Raw genomic sequence first — 16088 nt, 5'->3', positions numbered from 1 at the left:
TTGCGTAAGGAAGGAGAATAGATCAGAACGCCTTGATCAACGACAGCCCGCCAGCCCATTCGGCGGTCGCATCCGAGAAGCCCCGAATGAGATAGGTCTGGGTCCGCCAGCCCTGCTCCAGGCGCAGGTCGTGAAACAACATCAGGCTCTGCTGATCGTCACGACCCGCCCGATTGCTCTGGCGAAAACGCTGGCTCAGACCCATGGCCTGATAGTCACTCAAGGGGCGCGACAGCCCCAGTCGCAGCAACCACCCGTCCTGATAGTCGGTCGTCGGCGTATCACCGTACTTGCGATAGCCGAGGGCCGCGAACCAGGTATGGCTGCCCAGATAACCATAAGGTGCCAGCTCCATGGTGAAATCCGGTTCCCCAGTACCCAGGCCCTGATTGCGACTGGCGGTCGGCAGCTTCACGGCGACCCGGGCCGAAAGGCCGGCTCGCAGTTCCTGGTCGTAGTAGAACAGGCGGCGAGCTACCGAGAGGTTCACGTCTCCCAGGCCTCTGCGCGAGCGGCGTGTCGTGCTCCCCGCGGTGGTCGCTCCGTCAGGCAGGACGTTGGCCGCACCACGGATGTACAGCCAGGGGATGCTGGCCCGCAAGGTCCAGTGTCCCGTGCGATGACGCAGACCCAGTGCCACACTCTGGATCGTGGTCCGGACGGGACTTCCATAGTGGCCGGTGGCCTCGTAGACGCTCAACGACAGGCGGGTACCGTCTTTCGCCACGGCAACCAGCGGCAGAGACAACAGCATCAGTGGCAAGGCGATTCGCATGGGAGGTTCTACTTGTTGCCATCCGGGAGAAGAAAGCGGGCTTGTTCCCTCGGGAATCGTCCGGCCAGTGCGGATGTTTCGCCGGCATCCCGAGAGCCGGCGGTATTCGCGGCCGCTTCGGCGCCGATTTGGAGCGGAAGCGATAGCGGAGCTATCGCTCGAGTGAAAAACAGGCCACAACGAGTGATAAACCGCTGGCATCGGGATAGAGCAACGTGGAGTACAAACCGTGACCGTCGCTTGGCGTCCCTTTTTGCCATTCTTGTTCGATCACGCAACAGCCCGGACTTCAAACGCTGTTCGGCCGGTGAAACATCCTGACTAGTCCACTTCGTCCGGAGGCTCCGGTACATCGGGTACTTCGGGCTGCTCCGGAAGATCGGGTGCCTCGGGCACCTCGGGTTCATCTGGTGACTCCGGGGGCTCCGGGGCCTGGGGAAAATCCGGCTCATCGGGTTCATCCTGCAGTTCCGGGATCTCGGGTGTTTCGGTGGAATCCGGTTGGTCGGCGAGTTCCACCTCGTGTGAACCAGACTCGGTGTCGAGGTGCATCCCTGCCGTGTCTGCCGCATTGTACTCTGTATGTGACGGAGTCCCCCGTTCGTCGTCACCGGCCCGGCCCGGCTGGTCGGCCAGGGTCGGGACTTCGGGCTCGGGGCGTCCCGTCAGGTGGTGCAGATCGTCAATGTCGGTGACCGCCAGGGCGCGCGACACGACGTCCGGCCGCCCATTCACCTCGACCACCACCGTGGCCAGGGAACCCCGGGACAGGGCCGGAACCTCGCCCGGCAGGCGAATCGAGGGTCCATCCACCAGTCGAATGTATCCTTCCCGTACCTGTGCCACCACGCCCTGGAGTACCGCCAGGCCATGGCGCAATGGCCGTGGCGGCTCGGTCACCATGTCGTGCCGTGGAGCCGCTTCGATGCGCGTGGCGTGCAGGGCGCCATCCGCACGCCACACGCCGCTGACCATCACCGGCTGGCCGGAACGCAGATCCGGGATCCGCAGTCCGGCAACACGCTCCGGTATGTCGACCAGGGTACCGGCCACACGCACACGCCCGCCGAAGACATCGACCTGTTCCACCGTGCCCACGAGCTGACGCAATACCCGCATCTGCTCGGCATGAATGCTGCCGCCCTGCAGACGGGCCTCGATATCCACGACCTGACCGACGGCCAGGGCGCCGGCGGTGGCCTCCATGCCGTCGATATGCACCGGGGTTGCCGGCGAATACTGCACTTCGAGACCATCCACACAGACACTGCCGAAGCCGGTGACCACACCGCGAATACGCAAGGTCTCGTATGGACGGCCGGTCCCGCCCAGGCCATCGCCGCTGTGCCCGGTTCCGCCCAAACCATCGTGCAGGCCGGCCAAGGGACGACCGGTTCCACCGACACCATCGCCGGGTACCAGCCCCGTGCCACCCAGACCTTCTTCCCCGTCGCCACCCGTGTGACCGGTCCCACCCAGACCGTCGTGGATCGGTGCCAGGCCGGGCAGGGCACAGACATTGCGCGCGGCAGCTGCACCATCGACCAGCAGAGGCCAGAACGCCAGGCAGCAGACCAGGACGCAACGACGCCAGATCCCAGCCCGGAGATGTCGCCTGGATCCCGACAGCCGGCGGAATCGGGAGAGAACAGCGCCAGGTACACCAGGTACAAACGGTAGCCGGCCACTGCCGCGCGTGCCCGAGGTTTGCCCTCGAGCAGCCAAGCGCCTGCTATCCCGGCGCTGTTCGACGCGCGACATCTCCGGTCTAGTCATCGTTACCCATCGAAGGTTCGTGGTAACAGTAGAGCCCGACCAGAAAGGAGTGCCGCTTCGATGCCTGCGAATCGTTGACCTCGCGTGCCGCACGGTTGATCTCGCGCAACAGCGTCATGCCTTGTTCTTCCACCATCTGACGCAAGCGGGGCAGGGCAGTCTCCGGAATATTGTGGTACTGCACCACGCGGTCGAAGAAGGGTGGCTCGGTACCTTCCAGGTTACGCACGCCTGCCATCAAGTGTGCATGGCCGGAACGCTCGAAATAATAGAGCTTCTCTTCCTCGGACAATCTTGGCACGAAGGCCTCGGTGTGCAGGGCGACACGATTGTCGCGCTCTTCCACCACACCCACGCGGACCAGTTCGTCGAGGATCGCACGTGGACGCACATCGCTGCTGATGTGGTTGGCCAGGGTCTCGAAATCGGGCCGACCGCTTCCGTCGGCCAGTCGCAGCAATACCCTGGGCCGGCCCTGTTCGTCCAGCCAGCGCGGTTCGGTCATCCAGGCGTTGACCAGCTGCATGCCCAGCGAGACCTTCTTGGGCACGTCGTTGCGCTGAAATCCCTGTTCACGGAAACGCTTGACATCCTTGCGGTGAACCCCGGTAAGCACGCTGACCCGGCTGTCGGTGGTGCGCTTGCCTTCTACCGGGAAATCCTCGATGGCAACCTCCACCATCACCTGCTTCAGCAGTTCGACGATGGAAGGCAGGGTGATGCCATGACGGATCATCAGGCGCACGAGCGGACGCAACAAACGCCTGACGGCGCCCATCACGACGGTCGGCAGACGATCCAGGGCTTCCTGCATGCAGGCAGTCTAGCAAAGGTGGGAAATTGTCACAGTATCCAGGCCCTGGGGATCTCGTGGGCTGCCAACGGCTTCACCTGCAGGGTGTGAGCCACACCCTGGCGATCGGTGTACTCCACCTCCACCACATCGGCCTGCTTGCCCTGGCTGTAACGGGCGACAATGCGCGCGGCCAGCTCGATGTCTTCCTCACCGGGCTCGCCGTCGATGAGGGTGAAGGGACCACCATGGCTGACGGTGCGCAGGTGGGGGTACTGCTTGCGGTAACCCTGCAGGAAATTCCCCTCACCCTCCTCGCGTGCCACGATCAATTTATAGTGTGGGGCAGGGCGGATGTGCCGGCCGACCTTGAGCAACAGGATGTCGTCGAGCTCGTACTGGCGATCACCTCGGGCCTTCCACAGGTCGGCCAGCTTTACCGAGTATTGTTCGTCAGTCAGGAAACAGCAGCCGCCAGCCGGCTGGGCATAGTCGGTGAAGCCATACCTGGCTGCCAGTGCCATCTGCGGCTTGCGCGAACGGCCGGAGAAATCGAACAGCTTCTCGCGGTCGACCCACCCCTCGCGCTCGGGCAGGGTGGGGGGCAGGTTCTTCGCGCACAGCGGGCGCAGCAGGCGGTCACCAATGCCGGAGTCACGCTGCACCACCGGCATGGTGTCCTTGCGCTGTGACTTGGGTCGCTGGCCGACCACCTCACCGGTGATGACAAAATCGAAGCCGTGCTCCTCGATCCACTCCGCGGCCTTGCGCACCATGAAGATCTTGCAGTCCAGGCACGGATTGAGATGGGCACCGTAGCCGTACTTCGGATTGAACACCACGTCCTTGTATTCCTCGACGATGTCGATGATATGCAGCTTGATCCCCAGCTGCTCGGCCACCCAGAGGGCGTTGTTGCGTTTCGGCTTCGCCCGGTCCTTCTTGCGGATGGCATGGGTGTGCCCCTCCACACAGAAGCCGGTGAAGAAATTCACGCCTTCCACGTGGATGCCCTGTTCCTGGATCACCTTCGCCGCGAGCAGCGAATCGAGTCCGCCGGAGATGAGCGCCAGTGCCTTGCGTTGCCGGGTCATGGAGATGCCTGTCGATGTCGTGAAACGGGACATTATAAGGAGTGGACAGACACAGAGGCTGTATAATCCCCGGTTTTTATCCGGGGTCCGGCGCCGGCCGGCGGAGAAACATCAGACATGAGCCAGGATACGGACGTATCGACCTTCCAGGGGCTGATCTTCGCCCTGCAACGCTACTGGGCGGATCAGGGCTGCGTGATCCTGCAGCCCTACGACATGGAGATGGGCGCGGGCACCTTCCACACCGCGACCTTCCTGCGTTCCATCGGTCCCGAGCCGTGGAACGCCGCCTATGTACAGCCGTCGCGCCGTCCCACTGACGGGCGCTACGGGGAGAATCCCAACCGCCTGCAGCACTACTACCAGTTCCAGGTGGTGATGAAGCCCTCACCCAAGGACATCCAGGAGCTGTACCTGGGTTCGCTGCAACTGCTGGGCATCGACCCACTGGTGCACGACATCCGCTTCGTCGAGGACAACTGGGAATCGCCCACCCTGGGCGCCTGGGGCCTGGGCTGGGAGGTCTGGCTGAACGGCATGGAGGTCACCCAGTTCACCTATTTCCAGCAGGTTGGCGGGCTCGACTGCCGACCGGTGACCGGCGAGATCACCTACGGACTGGAGCGCATCGCCATGTATCTGCAGGGCGTGGAATCGGTCTACGACCTGGTCTGGACCCGCGGCCCGCAGGGCACCGTGACCTATGGCGACGTGTTCCACCAGAACGAGGTCGAACAATCGGCCTACAACTTCGAACACGCCGACGTGGAATTCCTGTTCGGCCTGTTCGACCAGTGCGAAAAGGCATCGCAACGCCTGATCGAACTGGGACTGCCCCTGCCCGTCTATGAACGGGTGCTCGAGGCCTCACACGCCTTCAACCTGCTGGATGCCCGGCATGCCATCTCGGTGACCGAACGCCAGCGCTACATCCTGCGCGTACGCGCCCTGGCCCGAGCCGTGGCCCAGGCCTATTACGAAGCCCGCGAGCGCCTGGGCTTCCCCATGCTCCGCGAGCGTCAAGCGAAGGAGGCCAGCGCATGAGTGATCGCGCCGATCTGTTGTTCGAACTGGGCACCGAGGAACTGCCGCCGACCGCCCTCAAGCGCCTGTCCAGCGCCCTCGAGGAAGGTTTCCTGACCGGCCTGTCCGAGGCACAACTGGCACACGGCGAAGTGATCGCCTATGCCACGCCCCGCCGCCTGGCGCTGCTGGTGCGCGATCTCGAGCAACGCCAGCCCGACCGCGACGTGGAACGCCGCGGGCCCGCGGTGAAGGCCGCCTTCGATGCCGAGGGCCGGCCCACCAAGGCCGCCGAGGGTTTCGCGCGCTCCTGCGGGACCACCGTGGACCAGCTCGAGCGCCTGGAGACCGACAAGGGTGAATGGCTGGTGTTCCGTTCGCACCAGCCCGGCCAGCCCGCGGCCGAGCTGCTGCCGGCGATTGCCGAGCGTGCGCTCGAGCGCCTGCCCATCCCCAAGCGCATGCGCTGGGGCGACTCCGAGGCCCAGTTCGTGCGCCCGGTACACTGGCTGGTGTTTCTGCATGGTGACGCCGTGGTCGAGTGCACCCTGCTGGATACCCCGGCCGGCCGCGTCACCCGCGGCCACCGTTTCCATCATCCCGAGGGCATCACCCTCTATGACCCGGCCGACTATGCCGCCATTCTCGAGAATGTGGGAAAAGTGATCGCTTACTTTCCGGATCGTCGCTCACGCATTCGTGCGCAGGTCGAGGCCACCGCAAAGAAACTCGGCGGGGTAGCCGACATCGACGAGGCCCTGCTCGACGAGGTGACCGCGCTCAACGAGTGGCCGGTACCGGTTGCCGGCAGCTTCGATGCGGACTTCCTCGAGGTACCGCACGAGGCGCTGGTGAGCACCATGAAGGGCAACCAGAAGTATTTCCCGGTGTTCGACGCCGAGGGCCGCTTGCTGAACCACTTCATTACCATCGCCAACATCGAAAGCCGCGAGCCCGAGATGGTCCGTGCCGGCAACGAACGGGTGATCCGCCCGCGCCTGGCCGACGCCCGCTTCTTCTGGGAGCAGGATGGCAAGAAGCGCCTCGAGGATCACATCGACTCGCTCAGAGACGTGGTGTTCGAGAAGCGCCTGGGCTCCATGTACGAGAAGTCCGAGCGGGTGGCAGCGCTGGCCGCGCGCATCGCGGAACAGATCGGAGGTGATGTCGAGAAGGCAAGGCGCGCCGGCATGCTCAGTCGCTGCGACCTGATGACCGAGATGGTCTACGAATTTCCGGACATGCAGGGCATCATGGGCCGCTACCAGGCACTGCGCGACGGCGAGGACCCCGAGCTGGCGCATGCGCTGGACGAGTTCTACATGCCGCGCTTCTCCGGCGACCGTCTGCCCGAGACCCGCACCGGCATCGCGGTGGCCCTGGCCGAGCGCCTGGACACCCTGGTCGGCATCTTCGGCATCGGCATGAAACCCACCGGCGACAAGGATCCCTACGCACTGCGGCGTGCCGCACTCGGCGCCCTGCGCATCTTGCGTGAGCATTCACTTTCATTGAATGTACTGGAGCTCCTGGATCAGGCCCGGGAGCAACTCGGTGACCGCCTGGATGACAATGGCGTCGTGGAGACGGTATGGCAGTTCATGCGCGACCGTCTGCGGCGGCTGTATGCCGACGCCGGCGTCTCGGCCGACATCTTCGAGGCCGTGATCACGGTGGCGCCGCCGGACCTGGCCGATATCGAGCAACGCATCCGGGCGGTGCAGGCCTTCCTGAAACTGCCCGAGGCCGAGGCCCTGATCGCCGCCAACAAGCGCATCGGCAACATCCTGAAAAAGGCCGGTGAGAACATCCCCCGGACCGTCGATCCCGAGCGCTTCGAAGAAACGGCGGAACAGGTGCTGCTCGACGAGATCAAGACGGTCGAAGGCGGCCTGCTCCTGCGCACCGACGATTACATCAAGCAGCTCGAGACCCTGGCCCGCCTGCGCGAACCGACCGACCGGTTCTTCGACGAGGTGATGGTGATGGCCGAAGACCCGCTGGTGCGCAACAACCGGCTTGCCCTGTTGCGACGCGCGCGGGAATTGTTCCTCCAGGTGGCCGACATCGGGCGCTTGCAGGCCGGTGGAGGCGAATCCGCATGAACACGATGGATCGCGATTCCTGGGACGCCATGCTGGCGGCCGTACAGGCGTTTCACGACAAGCATGATTTCCGCAACACCGGGGGCGAGGAACTCGGCTACCGGGTGGCCTTGATGGCCGAGGAACTGGGCGAGATCTCCAGTTGCGTGACCAAGGGCAAGAGCACTGCGGCCCTGGCCGAGGAGGTCGCCGACCTTCTGATCCTGCTGATGGGCACCGGCATCGCGGCCGACTTCGATCTCAAGCAGGCCTTCTGGGAGAAGATGGACAAGCTGATGCAGCGCGAGTCACGCATGGTCAACGGGCGTATTCGCGTCTCCGAGTTTCGCGACATGGAGTGAACGACAGCCATGCAGCCACTGATCATCCTGGGTCGTGATGGCGTCTTGCTGGAGCCTGTCGCCGGCGGCCTGCTGTCGGTCAGCGGGCTGTGCATCATTCCCGGCAGCCTGGAGGCCGTCTCCCGACTCAACCACGCCGGCTATCGGGTAGCGCTGACGACCAACCAGCCGGCCCTTGGCGAGGGACGCTTGAACATCGAGACACTGAACGCCATTCACGCGCGCCTGGCCGAGGGTCTGGCACGCGTCGGCGGGCACCTGGACGCCCTGCTCACCTGTCCACATACCGAGGCGAGCAACTGTGACTGCCGCAAGCCCGGTACCGGGATGTTGCGCGAGATCGCAGATCGGCTGGACACCCCGCTCGAGACGGTCACGGTGATCGGCGACGACACCGCCGATATCGAGGCGGCTCGCGCCGCGAACGCCATGCCGCTGCTGGTGCTCACAGGCCACGGGATAGCGACTCGGGCAGATTATCCCGAGGTCCCGGCCTTCGACGACCTCGATCATGCCGTTTCCTGGATACTCACACAACGATGATCCTGTCACGTTCCCTGATCTATTTCGTGCTCATGTCGCTGACCGTGGTCAGCCACGGCCTGACTATCGCGATACTGGGCCGTTTCCTCGGTACCCGCTTCAGCGACCGGGTGGCCACACACTGGGGCCGGCTCAACATCAGCCTGCAACGCTGGATCTGCTGCCTGCGTGTCCACATCGAGGGCGCGGAGCACCTGCCCCAGGGTGGCGCCATTCTCATGGCCAAGCACCAATCCACCTGGGAGACGATCGCCCTGCGCGGTCTGCTGGCGCCGCACCAGTCCTGGGTGCTGAAACAGGAGCTGCTGAAAATCCCCTTCTTCGGCTGGGCCCTGGGTTTCTGCCGCGCCATCCCCATCGACCGCAAGGCCGGGCGCAAGGCCGTGCTGCAGGTGGTCAAGGAGGGCAAGCGAGCTCTGGACGACGGTCGCGTCGTGGTGATCTTCCCCGAGGGCACCCGCACCGCACCGGGCGAGCGGCGCCGGTACGGTATCGGCGGCGCCATCCTCGCCGAGAAGTCCGGCTATCCGGTGGTGCCGGTGGCGCACAATGCCGGTGTCTACTGGAAACGACGGGGTGTGAAAAAGTACCCCGGCACCATCGAGGTGCGTGTCGGCGCGCCCATCGCCAGTACCGGCAAGAAGGCCCAGCAGATCATCGCCGAGGTCGAGGATTGGATCGAAGGCGAGGTAGAAAAACTCCCTTCGCAATTACCTCGATAGCGATGCGATCACTCACTTTCGATACTCTCCGGTAATTTTCATCCGTCGCGCAACAGCACGGGTACACCAGGCTGACCCGACGCTGGCTTGTGGAACGAACTGTGGATAACTCTGGGGATAACTCTGGGGATAAGGCCGGTGGGGCTCACCGGCCTTCGGACTAGCCCGGATGTTTCACCGGCATCCCGATGGCCGGCGGAATTCGCAGCCGCTGTGGCACCGGTTTGGTACGAAAGCGATAGCCCAAGCTATCGCTTGAGTGAAAACCAAGCCACAGTGAGCGAGAACCCGCCGGAATCGGGATAGAACAACGCGGGGGGACAAAGGATTGGCCTCTTTTTTGCCATTTTTGTCCGATCATTCAACCTCTTGGAGGTGGAGCCTTGTTCGGCCGGTGAAATATTCGGGCTAGATATCGAGGTTCTCGACAGTCAGGGCATTGCGCTCGATGAACTCACGGCGCGGTTCCACCAGGTCGCCCATCAGGGTGGTGAAGATCTCGTCGGAACTGACGGCGTCCTCGATGCTCACCTGCAGCAGGCGGCGAGTCTCCGGGTTCATGGTGGTTTCCCAGAGCTGCTCGGGATTCATCTCGCCCAGGCCCTTGTAGCGCTGGATGTGCTGGCCACGGCGCGCCTCCTCCATCAACCAGGCAAAGGCCTCCTCGAAGCTGGCAATCGGCTTCTTGCGTTCGCCGCGACGCACGAAGGCGCCCTCGCCGATCAAGCCGATCAATTGCTCGCCCAGGTCAGCAATCTTGCGATAGTCAGCGCTGCGGAAGAATTCCAGCGGCACCCGGCGCTCGTTGGTAATGCCGTGAGTCCAGCGCTCCAGCAACAGGGCCTCGCCCTGCCCCTCTTCTTCGCCTTCGACCAGGCGCAGCTTGAACTGGTCGGATACCCCGCTGTCGGCCTGCAAGCGCAATTGCAGTTCGTCGATCCATTCCTGGAAGGCCGCGCGATCGTTCAGCAAGCCATCGTCCACCCGCGGCATGTACAGCAGCCGCTGCATGAAGCGCTCGTCATAACGCCGGCTCAGGCGCTTGAGGATGACGGCCACCGTCACATAGTCGTTGGACAGAGCCTCGAGCGCAGTCGCCGACAGCGGCGGCGCCTCGGCATTCACGTGCAGTGCGGCATTGTCCAGCGCGGTGCGCAAGAGATAGGCGTTGAGTGCCAGATCGTCCTTCAGGTAGGTCTCCTGCTTGCCCTTCTTGACCTTGTACAGCGGCGGCTGGGCGATGTAGATGTGACCGCGCTCGATCAGCTCGGGCATCTGCCGGTAGAAGAAGGTCAGCAGCAAGGTGCGGATATGCGCACCATCCACGTCGGCATCGGTCATGATGATGATGCGGTGATAGCGCAGCTTGTCCGGGTCGAACTCCTCGCGCCCGATACCGCAACCCAGGGCGGTGACCAGAGTGCCGACTTCGGCGGACGCCAGCATCTTGTCGAAGCGCGCCTTCTCTACGTTGAGGATCTTGCCCTTCAGCGGCAGGATGGCCTGGGTGCGGCGATCACGCCCCTGCTTGGCCGAACCGCCAGCGGAATCGCCCTCTACCAGGTAGAGCTCCGATTGTGCCGGATCCTTCTCCTGACAATCGGCCAGCTTGCCAGGCAGACCGGCGACATCCAGCACACCCTTGCGCCGGGTCATCTCGCGGGCCTTGCGCGCCGCCTCCCGGGCGCGCGCCGCGTCGATCATCTTGCCGGCGATGATCTTCGCTTCGGTCGGGTTCTCGATGAGGAACTCGCCGAGCTTCTCCACCACCAGGGATTCCACCACCGACTTGACTTCGGAGGAAACCAGCTTTTCCTTGGTCTGCGAAGAAAACTTGGGGTCGGGCACCTTCACCGACAGCACCGCGGTCAGGCCCTCGCGGGCATCGTCGCCGGTGGTGTGGACCTTCTGCTTTTTGGCCAGCCCCTCACTCTCGATGTAGTTGTTGAGGGTACGGGTCAGGCCCGCGCGCAGGCCGGCCAGGTGGGTGCCACCATCACGCTGCGGGATGTTGTTGGTGAAACAGAAGATGTTTTCCTGGTAAGACTCGTTCCATTGCAAGGCCACCTCGACCACGATGCCATTGCGCTCGGCCGAAAAGTGAAAGACCTTTTCGTTCAGCGGGGTTTTCTTGCGGTTGAGGTGCTCGACAAAGGCGCGAATGCCGCCTTCGTATTCGAAGACATCGGACTTTTCGTTACGCTCGTCGCGCAGAGAGATACGCACTCCCGAGTTCAGGAATGACAGCTCGCGCAGGCGCTTGGCGAGGATTTCGTAATGGAATTCGGTATTGGTAAAGATCTCGGCACTGGGCTTGAAGCGGATGATGGTCCCGGTGCGGTCGGACTCGCCGACCACCGCCAGCGGCGCTTCGGGCTCCCCCATGTGATAGACCTGCCGGTGGACATGGCCATCGCGGTGGATCTCCAGGTCCAGGGTCTCGGACAGGGCGTTGACCACCGAGACACCGACCCCGTGCAGACCGCCGGAGACCTTGTAGGAATTGTCGTCGAACTTGCCACCCGCATGCAGCACGGTAAGGATGACCTCGGCTGCCGAGCGTCCCTCTTCCTCGTGTATACCGACCGGGATGCCTCGGCCATCGTCGGCGACGGTGACCGATCCGTCGTCATGAATGATGACCTGAATCTCCTTGCAGTGACCGGCCAACGCCTCGTCGATGGAGTTGTCTACCACCTCGAACACCATGTGGTGCAGGCCGGTACCGTCGTCGGTATCGCCAATGTACATACCAGGCCGCTTGCGCACTGCATCCAGGCCCTTGAGTACCTTGATGGAAGACGAATCGTAGATCTTGGAATCGTTCATGAAAGCGGAGACAGGCTGCGGGACAGGCCATCATTATACATGAAAGCCTCAACCGACCGCGGGCCTGGACAGCACCCCCTGTTCCACGTGAAACACCCTGGCCTCGTCGAGGGCCCCCAAGCCATCGAGTTCCAAAGATGTGACCACCATTTGCGGATAGACACTGCCCAATCCAGCGAGGAGCTTGTCGCGGTTGGCGCGGTCCAGTTCTGCCGGGAGATCATCGAAAAGCAGGACAGGCGCCCGGCCCAGCCGCTCCCGGTGAATCTCCGCCTGAGCGATCATTAACGCTGCCACCAGCATTTTCAGCTGCCCCCGCGACAAGACCTTGCCTCCCCGCCCGGCATTGGTGTCGATGACGAGGTCCGCCCGATGGGGACCGACACCCATGTAGCCTTGGCGAGCGTCGATCTCGCGATGGGCCTCGAGACTCTCCTGCAACGAAAATCCCGCACGCCATCCGGACCGATAGTGAAAACTCACGGACAAATTCAGCTTCCAATCCGCAAGCCGGGCCTCAGTCCCGGTAATCACGCGCTCGACATAGGAACGCCGGATGGTATCGATGGCGGTACCTGCTTCCCCCAGCGCGTGATCCCACTGTGGGGCCAGTACACCGCCCTGTCGCAAGGCGGCATTACGTTGTTGCAACGCCCGGCTGTAGCGCTGCATCAACGAGAGGTACTCCGGTTCCACGTGGAACAATCCGGTATCGAGCACCTGCCTGCGATACTCGGGCGGTCCCTGAACCATTTGCTGAGGGTCTGGGCCGATGAACTGCACCGGGAGCAAGCGCAGCACCTCCGAGCGTCGCACGCTGGAGCGCCCATCGAGCCGAACCACCAGCTGTTGACGTTCACGACGCATGCCCAGCGCATGCGGCACCCCACCCGGGTCTTGGAAACGCGCGAACACTTGTGCCGCCTCGGCTCCTTCGCGGATCAGCGGTGCCGGCTCCCGGTGCCTGAACGACCGCCCGACGGAAAGCAGGTACAACGCCTCTATAACCGAGGTCTTGCCGGCACCGTTCGGCCCGATCACCAGGTTGATACCCGGAGAAAATGCAAGCCGCAGATCACGAATGATGCGCAGGTCCCTTATCGAGAGTTCCGAAAACATGACGCGCAGTATAGAAAAAAGGGGCTGAACGCCCCTTTATTCTTTCAATGGCAATGTTCTTGCCCAGGCCGCTCTACAGCCGCATGGGCATGACCACGTAACGGCACTCCGTGGAGCCGGCAAGCGTCATCAGCGTGCTCGAGTTGGAATCGACCAGCGACATGCTCACCTGATCCGTATCCAGCACGTTGAGCACATCGAGCAGATAACCCACATTGAAACCGATGGTGATTTCGTTGCCCTGATAGTCGATCTCCAGCTCCTCTTCGGCCTCGTCCTGTTCGGGGTTGTGTGCCTGGAGGTGCAACAATCCCGGTGCCAGGCGAAAACGGATGCCGCGGTATTTTTCGTTGGAAAGGATCGAAGTCCGGGTCAGCGACTGGCGCAGACCATCGCGATCGGCCAGTAGTTCCTGGGTATCGCCCGAGGGCATCACCCGTTCATAGTCGGGGAAGCGTCCGTCGATCAGCTTGGTGGTAAAGATCGTATCGCCAAAGCGTACCCGCGCATGACTGTTGCTGATCTCCAGTTGCAATGCTCCGTCGTCGTCGCTCAACAGCCGCCCCAGTTCGAGTACCGCCTTGCGCGGGAGGATGACCTGAATGTCTCCGCCCACGCCGGTGTCCAGTTCGGCGTCGCAGAGGGCCAGCCGGTGTCCGTCGGTAGCCACTGCACGCACCCGGTTGGCGGTGATCTCGAGCAGCAGGCCGTTGAGGTAATAGCGCACATCCTGGTGCGCCATGGCAAAGGCGGTCTTGTCAATCAACCGCTTGAGCACCGATTCTGGCAGGTTCAGCTGTTCGCTGGCAGCGGCAGGTTCGATGGCCGGGTAGTCCTGCGCGGGTAACATCCCCATGGTGAAACGACCACGACCGGAGCGCAGTGTGGCCTTGTCGCCCTCGACTTCCAGGGTCACTGCCGCCCCCTCGGGCAGCGCCTTGCAAATATCGATCAGCTTGCGCGCCGGCAGGGTGAATTCCATCTCCCCGTCCATGTCTGCGTTCGCCGAGGTGGTCAGTTCCACCTCGAGATCAGTGGCTGTGAACTGTAGTCGTCCAGGTGCGGCCGAGATCAGCACATTGGCCAGGATGGGCAGGGTCTGGCGTCTTTCGACCACGCTGCCGACCTTCAGCAGGGGACCGAGCAGCTCGTCTCTGTTGGCGTTGATCTTCATGTCCGACGCTCCGCTATCTATAAATAAAGTTTTTATTTAATTCACTTATTATTGTGATTAGCACAGGGGATAAGTCCTGGCTTCAAAAAAAATTCCTTTCAGGACGGTACTTTGCCATCGATTTGCCTTGTCAGTCAATTCGGTATGGAAGCCCTTTTCTCCTGTTGGCGGCCTGTGGATAAATCGCTTCGGTGACTCCATGTCGCGCCACTCTCGGTTTTGTCCCCATCAACTGCTCAGGGTTCTCAACAGGTTGTTGTAGTCTTCGGCCACATGCACATCCGACTCGCGTAATTCGGCCACCTTGCGGGTAGCGTACAACACTGTGGTGTGATCGCGACCCCCGAAGGCCTCACCGATCTCGGGCAGGCTGTGGTTGGTCAGTTCCTTGGCCAGTGCCATGGCGATCTGGCGCGGCCGGGCGATGGTCCGACTGCGTTTGCTCGAGAGCAGGTCGGATACCCGGATCTTGAAGTATTCCGCCACCGTTTTCTGAATGTTCTCCAGCGTCACCATGCGTGCCTGGGCGTCGATCATGTCGCGCAGGGCCTCGCGCGCGAAGTCCAGGGTGATGGATTGCCCCGTGAACTGGGCATTGGCGTTGATGCGCCGCAGCGCACCTTCCAGTTCACGGATGTTGGAGCGCACGTGCTTGCCAATGAAGAAGGCCACCTCGCTGGGCAGCTCCGTATCGAACAGCTGCTGCGACTTGCTCATCAGGATGGCGACCCGGGTTTCCAGGTCGGGGGGTTCTATGTGCACCGTCAATCCGCAACCAAAGCGTGATTTGAGACGGTCTTCCAAGCCATCGACTTCCTTGGGAAAGCGGTCGCTGGTAAGCACGATCTGCTGGCGGGTCTCGAACAGGGCGTTGAAGGTATGGAAGAACTCTTCCTGCGAACGCTCCTTGCCGGCAAAGAACTGCACGTCGTCGATCAGCAACGCATTGACCCCGCGCATGCGCCGCTTGAACTGCTCGATGGTGCCGTGTTGCAAGGCCTTGACCATCTCGGCCACGAAGCCTTCCGAGTGCATGTAGAGCACACGTGCGGATGGGTCGTTCTGCTTGATCAGATTGCCGACCGCGTGCATCAGGTGGGTCTTGCCGAGGCCGACCCCGCCGTAGATGAACAGGGGGTTGTACATGCGACCCGGGTTCTCGCCCACCTGGATACCCGCGGTGCGTGCGAGCTGGTTGGACTTGCCCTCGACGAAGGTGTCGAAGGTGAAGTCGCGGTTGGTGGTCGGCAGATCGTCGTCTAACGGGCGTTCCCTTGGGGGAGTGCGCGCGCCCGTCGCGCCGCCGGAGCCTGGTCGTGGTGTCTCTCGTACCGAACCGGCAACGATCGGGGTTTGCCTGGGTGCGCTGCCGATTTCCAGGTGTATCTCCATCGGCTCGCCGTTGCTCAGCTCGTCAAGATGGGCCTGCAGCTGTGCCAGGTAGTGCTTGCGTACCCAGTCGAGCACGAAGGCATTGGGTGCCATCAAGCGCAACTTGCCATCCTGTTGCACGCATTGCAAGGGGCGGATCCAGGTGTTGAACTGCTGTTCGGGGATGTCCCTGCTCAGCCGTTCCAGAAGATTGTTCCAGGTATCGATGGTCAAGATCCGAAGCGTGCCTGTTCGCGCGTCCGGTCGGGCGTGCCGCCGGTCGTCTTGTCGTGATGGAAACAGCCCATGGCATGGGTCTGAACGGTGTCCGATTCTAGCGCCAGAAGCCTGAGTTATCCACAGGTAGCGTCTGGTGCGTGATACAGGTTGTTGAACCGTACAAGAAGGAGTGAGCACCTACTT

The 16088-nt window shown here is 62.7% G+C and carries 13 protein-coding genes; 5 read left to right on the top strand and 8 right to left on the bottom strand.

Annotated features, from left to right (window positions below; all coding sequences use genetic code 11):
• Window positions 1-22: 22 nt before the first annotated feature.
• The 4 genes from EBS_RS00065 to EBS_RS00050 all read right to left on the bottom strand — a co-directional run bounded on the left by EBS_RS00065 (window position 23) and on the right by EBS_RS00050 (window position 4438).
• Window positions 23-775 carry a transporter gene (locus EBS_RS00065; protein ID WP_043106733.1) on the bottom strand — a complete coding sequence of 251 codons (753 nt, stop codon included), beginning with the start codon at window positions 773-775 and terminating at the stop codon, window positions 23-25.
• A 321-nt stretch (window positions 776-1096) separates the two neighbouring features.
• Complete coding sequence (locus tag EBS_RS12580; protein WP_148307585.1) at window positions 1097-2077, bottom strand: DUF5666 domain-containing protein; 981 nt, start codon at window positions 2075-2077, stop codon at window positions 1097-1099.
• Between the two features lie 466 nt (window positions 2078-2543).
• Window positions 2544-3365, bottom strand: a complete 822-nt coding sequence (locus EBS_RS00055; RefSeq protein ID WP_043106732.1) for a DUF6502 family protein — start codon at window positions 3363-3365, stop codon at window positions 2544-2546.
• A gap of 29 nt (window positions 3366-3394) precedes the next feature.
• Window positions 3395-4438 carry a tRNA (5-methylaminomethyl-2-thiouridylate)-methyltransferase gene (locus EBS_RS00050; RefSeq protein WP_052199145.1) on the bottom strand — a complete coding sequence of 348 codons (1044 nt, stop codon included), beginning with the start codon at window positions 4436-4438 and terminating at the stop codon, window positions 3395-3397.
• A gap of 117 nt (window positions 4439-4555) precedes the next feature.
• Here EBS_RS00050 and glyQ point away from each other — a divergent pair, with 117 nt between their 5' ends.
• Genes glyQ through EBS_RS00025 form a run of 5 tightly spaced genes read left to right on the top strand, consistent with a single transcriptional unit; the run spans window position 4556 to window position 9172 of the window.
• Window positions 4556-5482 carry a glycine--tRNA ligase subunit alpha gene (gene glyQ / locus EBS_RS00045; RefSeq protein WP_043106730.1) on the top strand — a complete coding sequence of 309 codons (927 nt, stop codon included), beginning with the start codon at window positions 4556-4558 and terminating at the stop codon, window positions 5480-5482.
• Window positions 5479-7566, top strand: a complete 2088-nt coding sequence (gene glyS / locus EBS_RS00040; protein WP_043106729.1) for a glycine--tRNA ligase subunit beta — start codon at window positions 5479-5481, stop codon at window positions 7564-7566. The genes glyQ and glyS overlap by 4 nt, the downstream gene beginning before the upstream one ends.
• Window positions 7563-7907, top strand: coding sequence for a nucleoside triphosphate pyrophosphohydrolase family protein (locus EBS_RS00035; protein ID WP_231892816.1), 345 nt, complete (start codon window positions 7563-7565; stop codon window positions 7905-7907). The genes glyS and EBS_RS00035 overlap by 4 nt, the downstream gene beginning before the upstream one ends.
• 9 nt (window positions 7908-7916) lie before the next feature.
• Window positions 7917-8450, top strand: a complete 534-nt coding sequence (locus EBS_RS00030) for a D-glycero-alpha-D-manno-heptose-1,7-bisphosphate 7-phosphatase (RefSeq protein ID WP_043106728.1) — start codon at window positions 7917-7919, stop codon at window positions 8448-8450.
• Entirely contained in the window at window positions 8447-9172 is a 726-nt protein-coding gene (locus EBS_RS00025) for a lysophospholipid acyltransferase family protein (RefSeq protein WP_043106727.1), read from the top strand. The genes EBS_RS00030 and EBS_RS00025 overlap by 4 nt, the downstream gene beginning before the upstream one ends.
• Before the next feature lie 408 nt (window positions 9173-9580).
• On the opposite strand, the gene gyrB is transcribed toward EBS_RS00025, so the two are convergent.
• The 4 genes from gyrB to dnaA form a co-directional block, all read right to left on the bottom strand.
• Window positions 9581-12001 (bottom strand): DNA topoisomerase (ATP-hydrolyzing) subunit B, encoded by a 2421-nt coding sequence (gene gyrB, locus EBS_RS00020; protein ID WP_043106726.1) that lies wholly within the window; start codon window positions 11999-12001, stop codon window positions 9581-9583.
• 48 nt (window positions 12002-12049) lie between these two features.
• Window positions 12050-13120, bottom strand: a complete 1071-nt coding sequence (recF, locus tag EBS_RS00015; protein WP_043106725.1) for a DNA replication/repair protein RecF — start codon at window positions 13118-13120, stop codon at window positions 12050-12052.
• A 73-nt stretch (window positions 13121-13193) separates the two neighbouring features.
• Window positions 13194-14294, bottom strand: coding sequence for a DNA polymerase III subunit beta (gene dnaN / locus EBS_RS00010; RefSeq protein ID WP_043106724.1), 1101 nt, complete (start codon window positions 14292-14294; stop codon window positions 13194-13196).
• Between the two features lie 228 nt (window positions 14295-14522).
• The gene (gene dnaA / locus EBS_RS00005; RefSeq protein ID WP_408065673.1) at window positions 14523-15899 is read right to left on the bottom strand and encodes a chromosomal replication initiator protein DnaA; all 1377 of its coding nucleotides are present in this window, start codon (window positions 15897-15899) and stop codon (window positions 14523-14525) included.
• Between the last annotated feature and the right edge of the window lie 189 nt (window positions 15900-16088).

This window comes from endosymbiont of unidentified scaly snail isolate Monju, from assembly GCF_000801295.1.
In the GTDB taxonomy this organism is placed as follows: domain Bacteria; phylum Pseudomonadota; class Gammaproteobacteria; order Chromatiales; family Chromatiaceae; genus MONJU.
The sequence above is the reverse complement of the archived record's forward strand: the minus strand, read 5'-3'. Positions and strand labels throughout refer to the sequence as shown.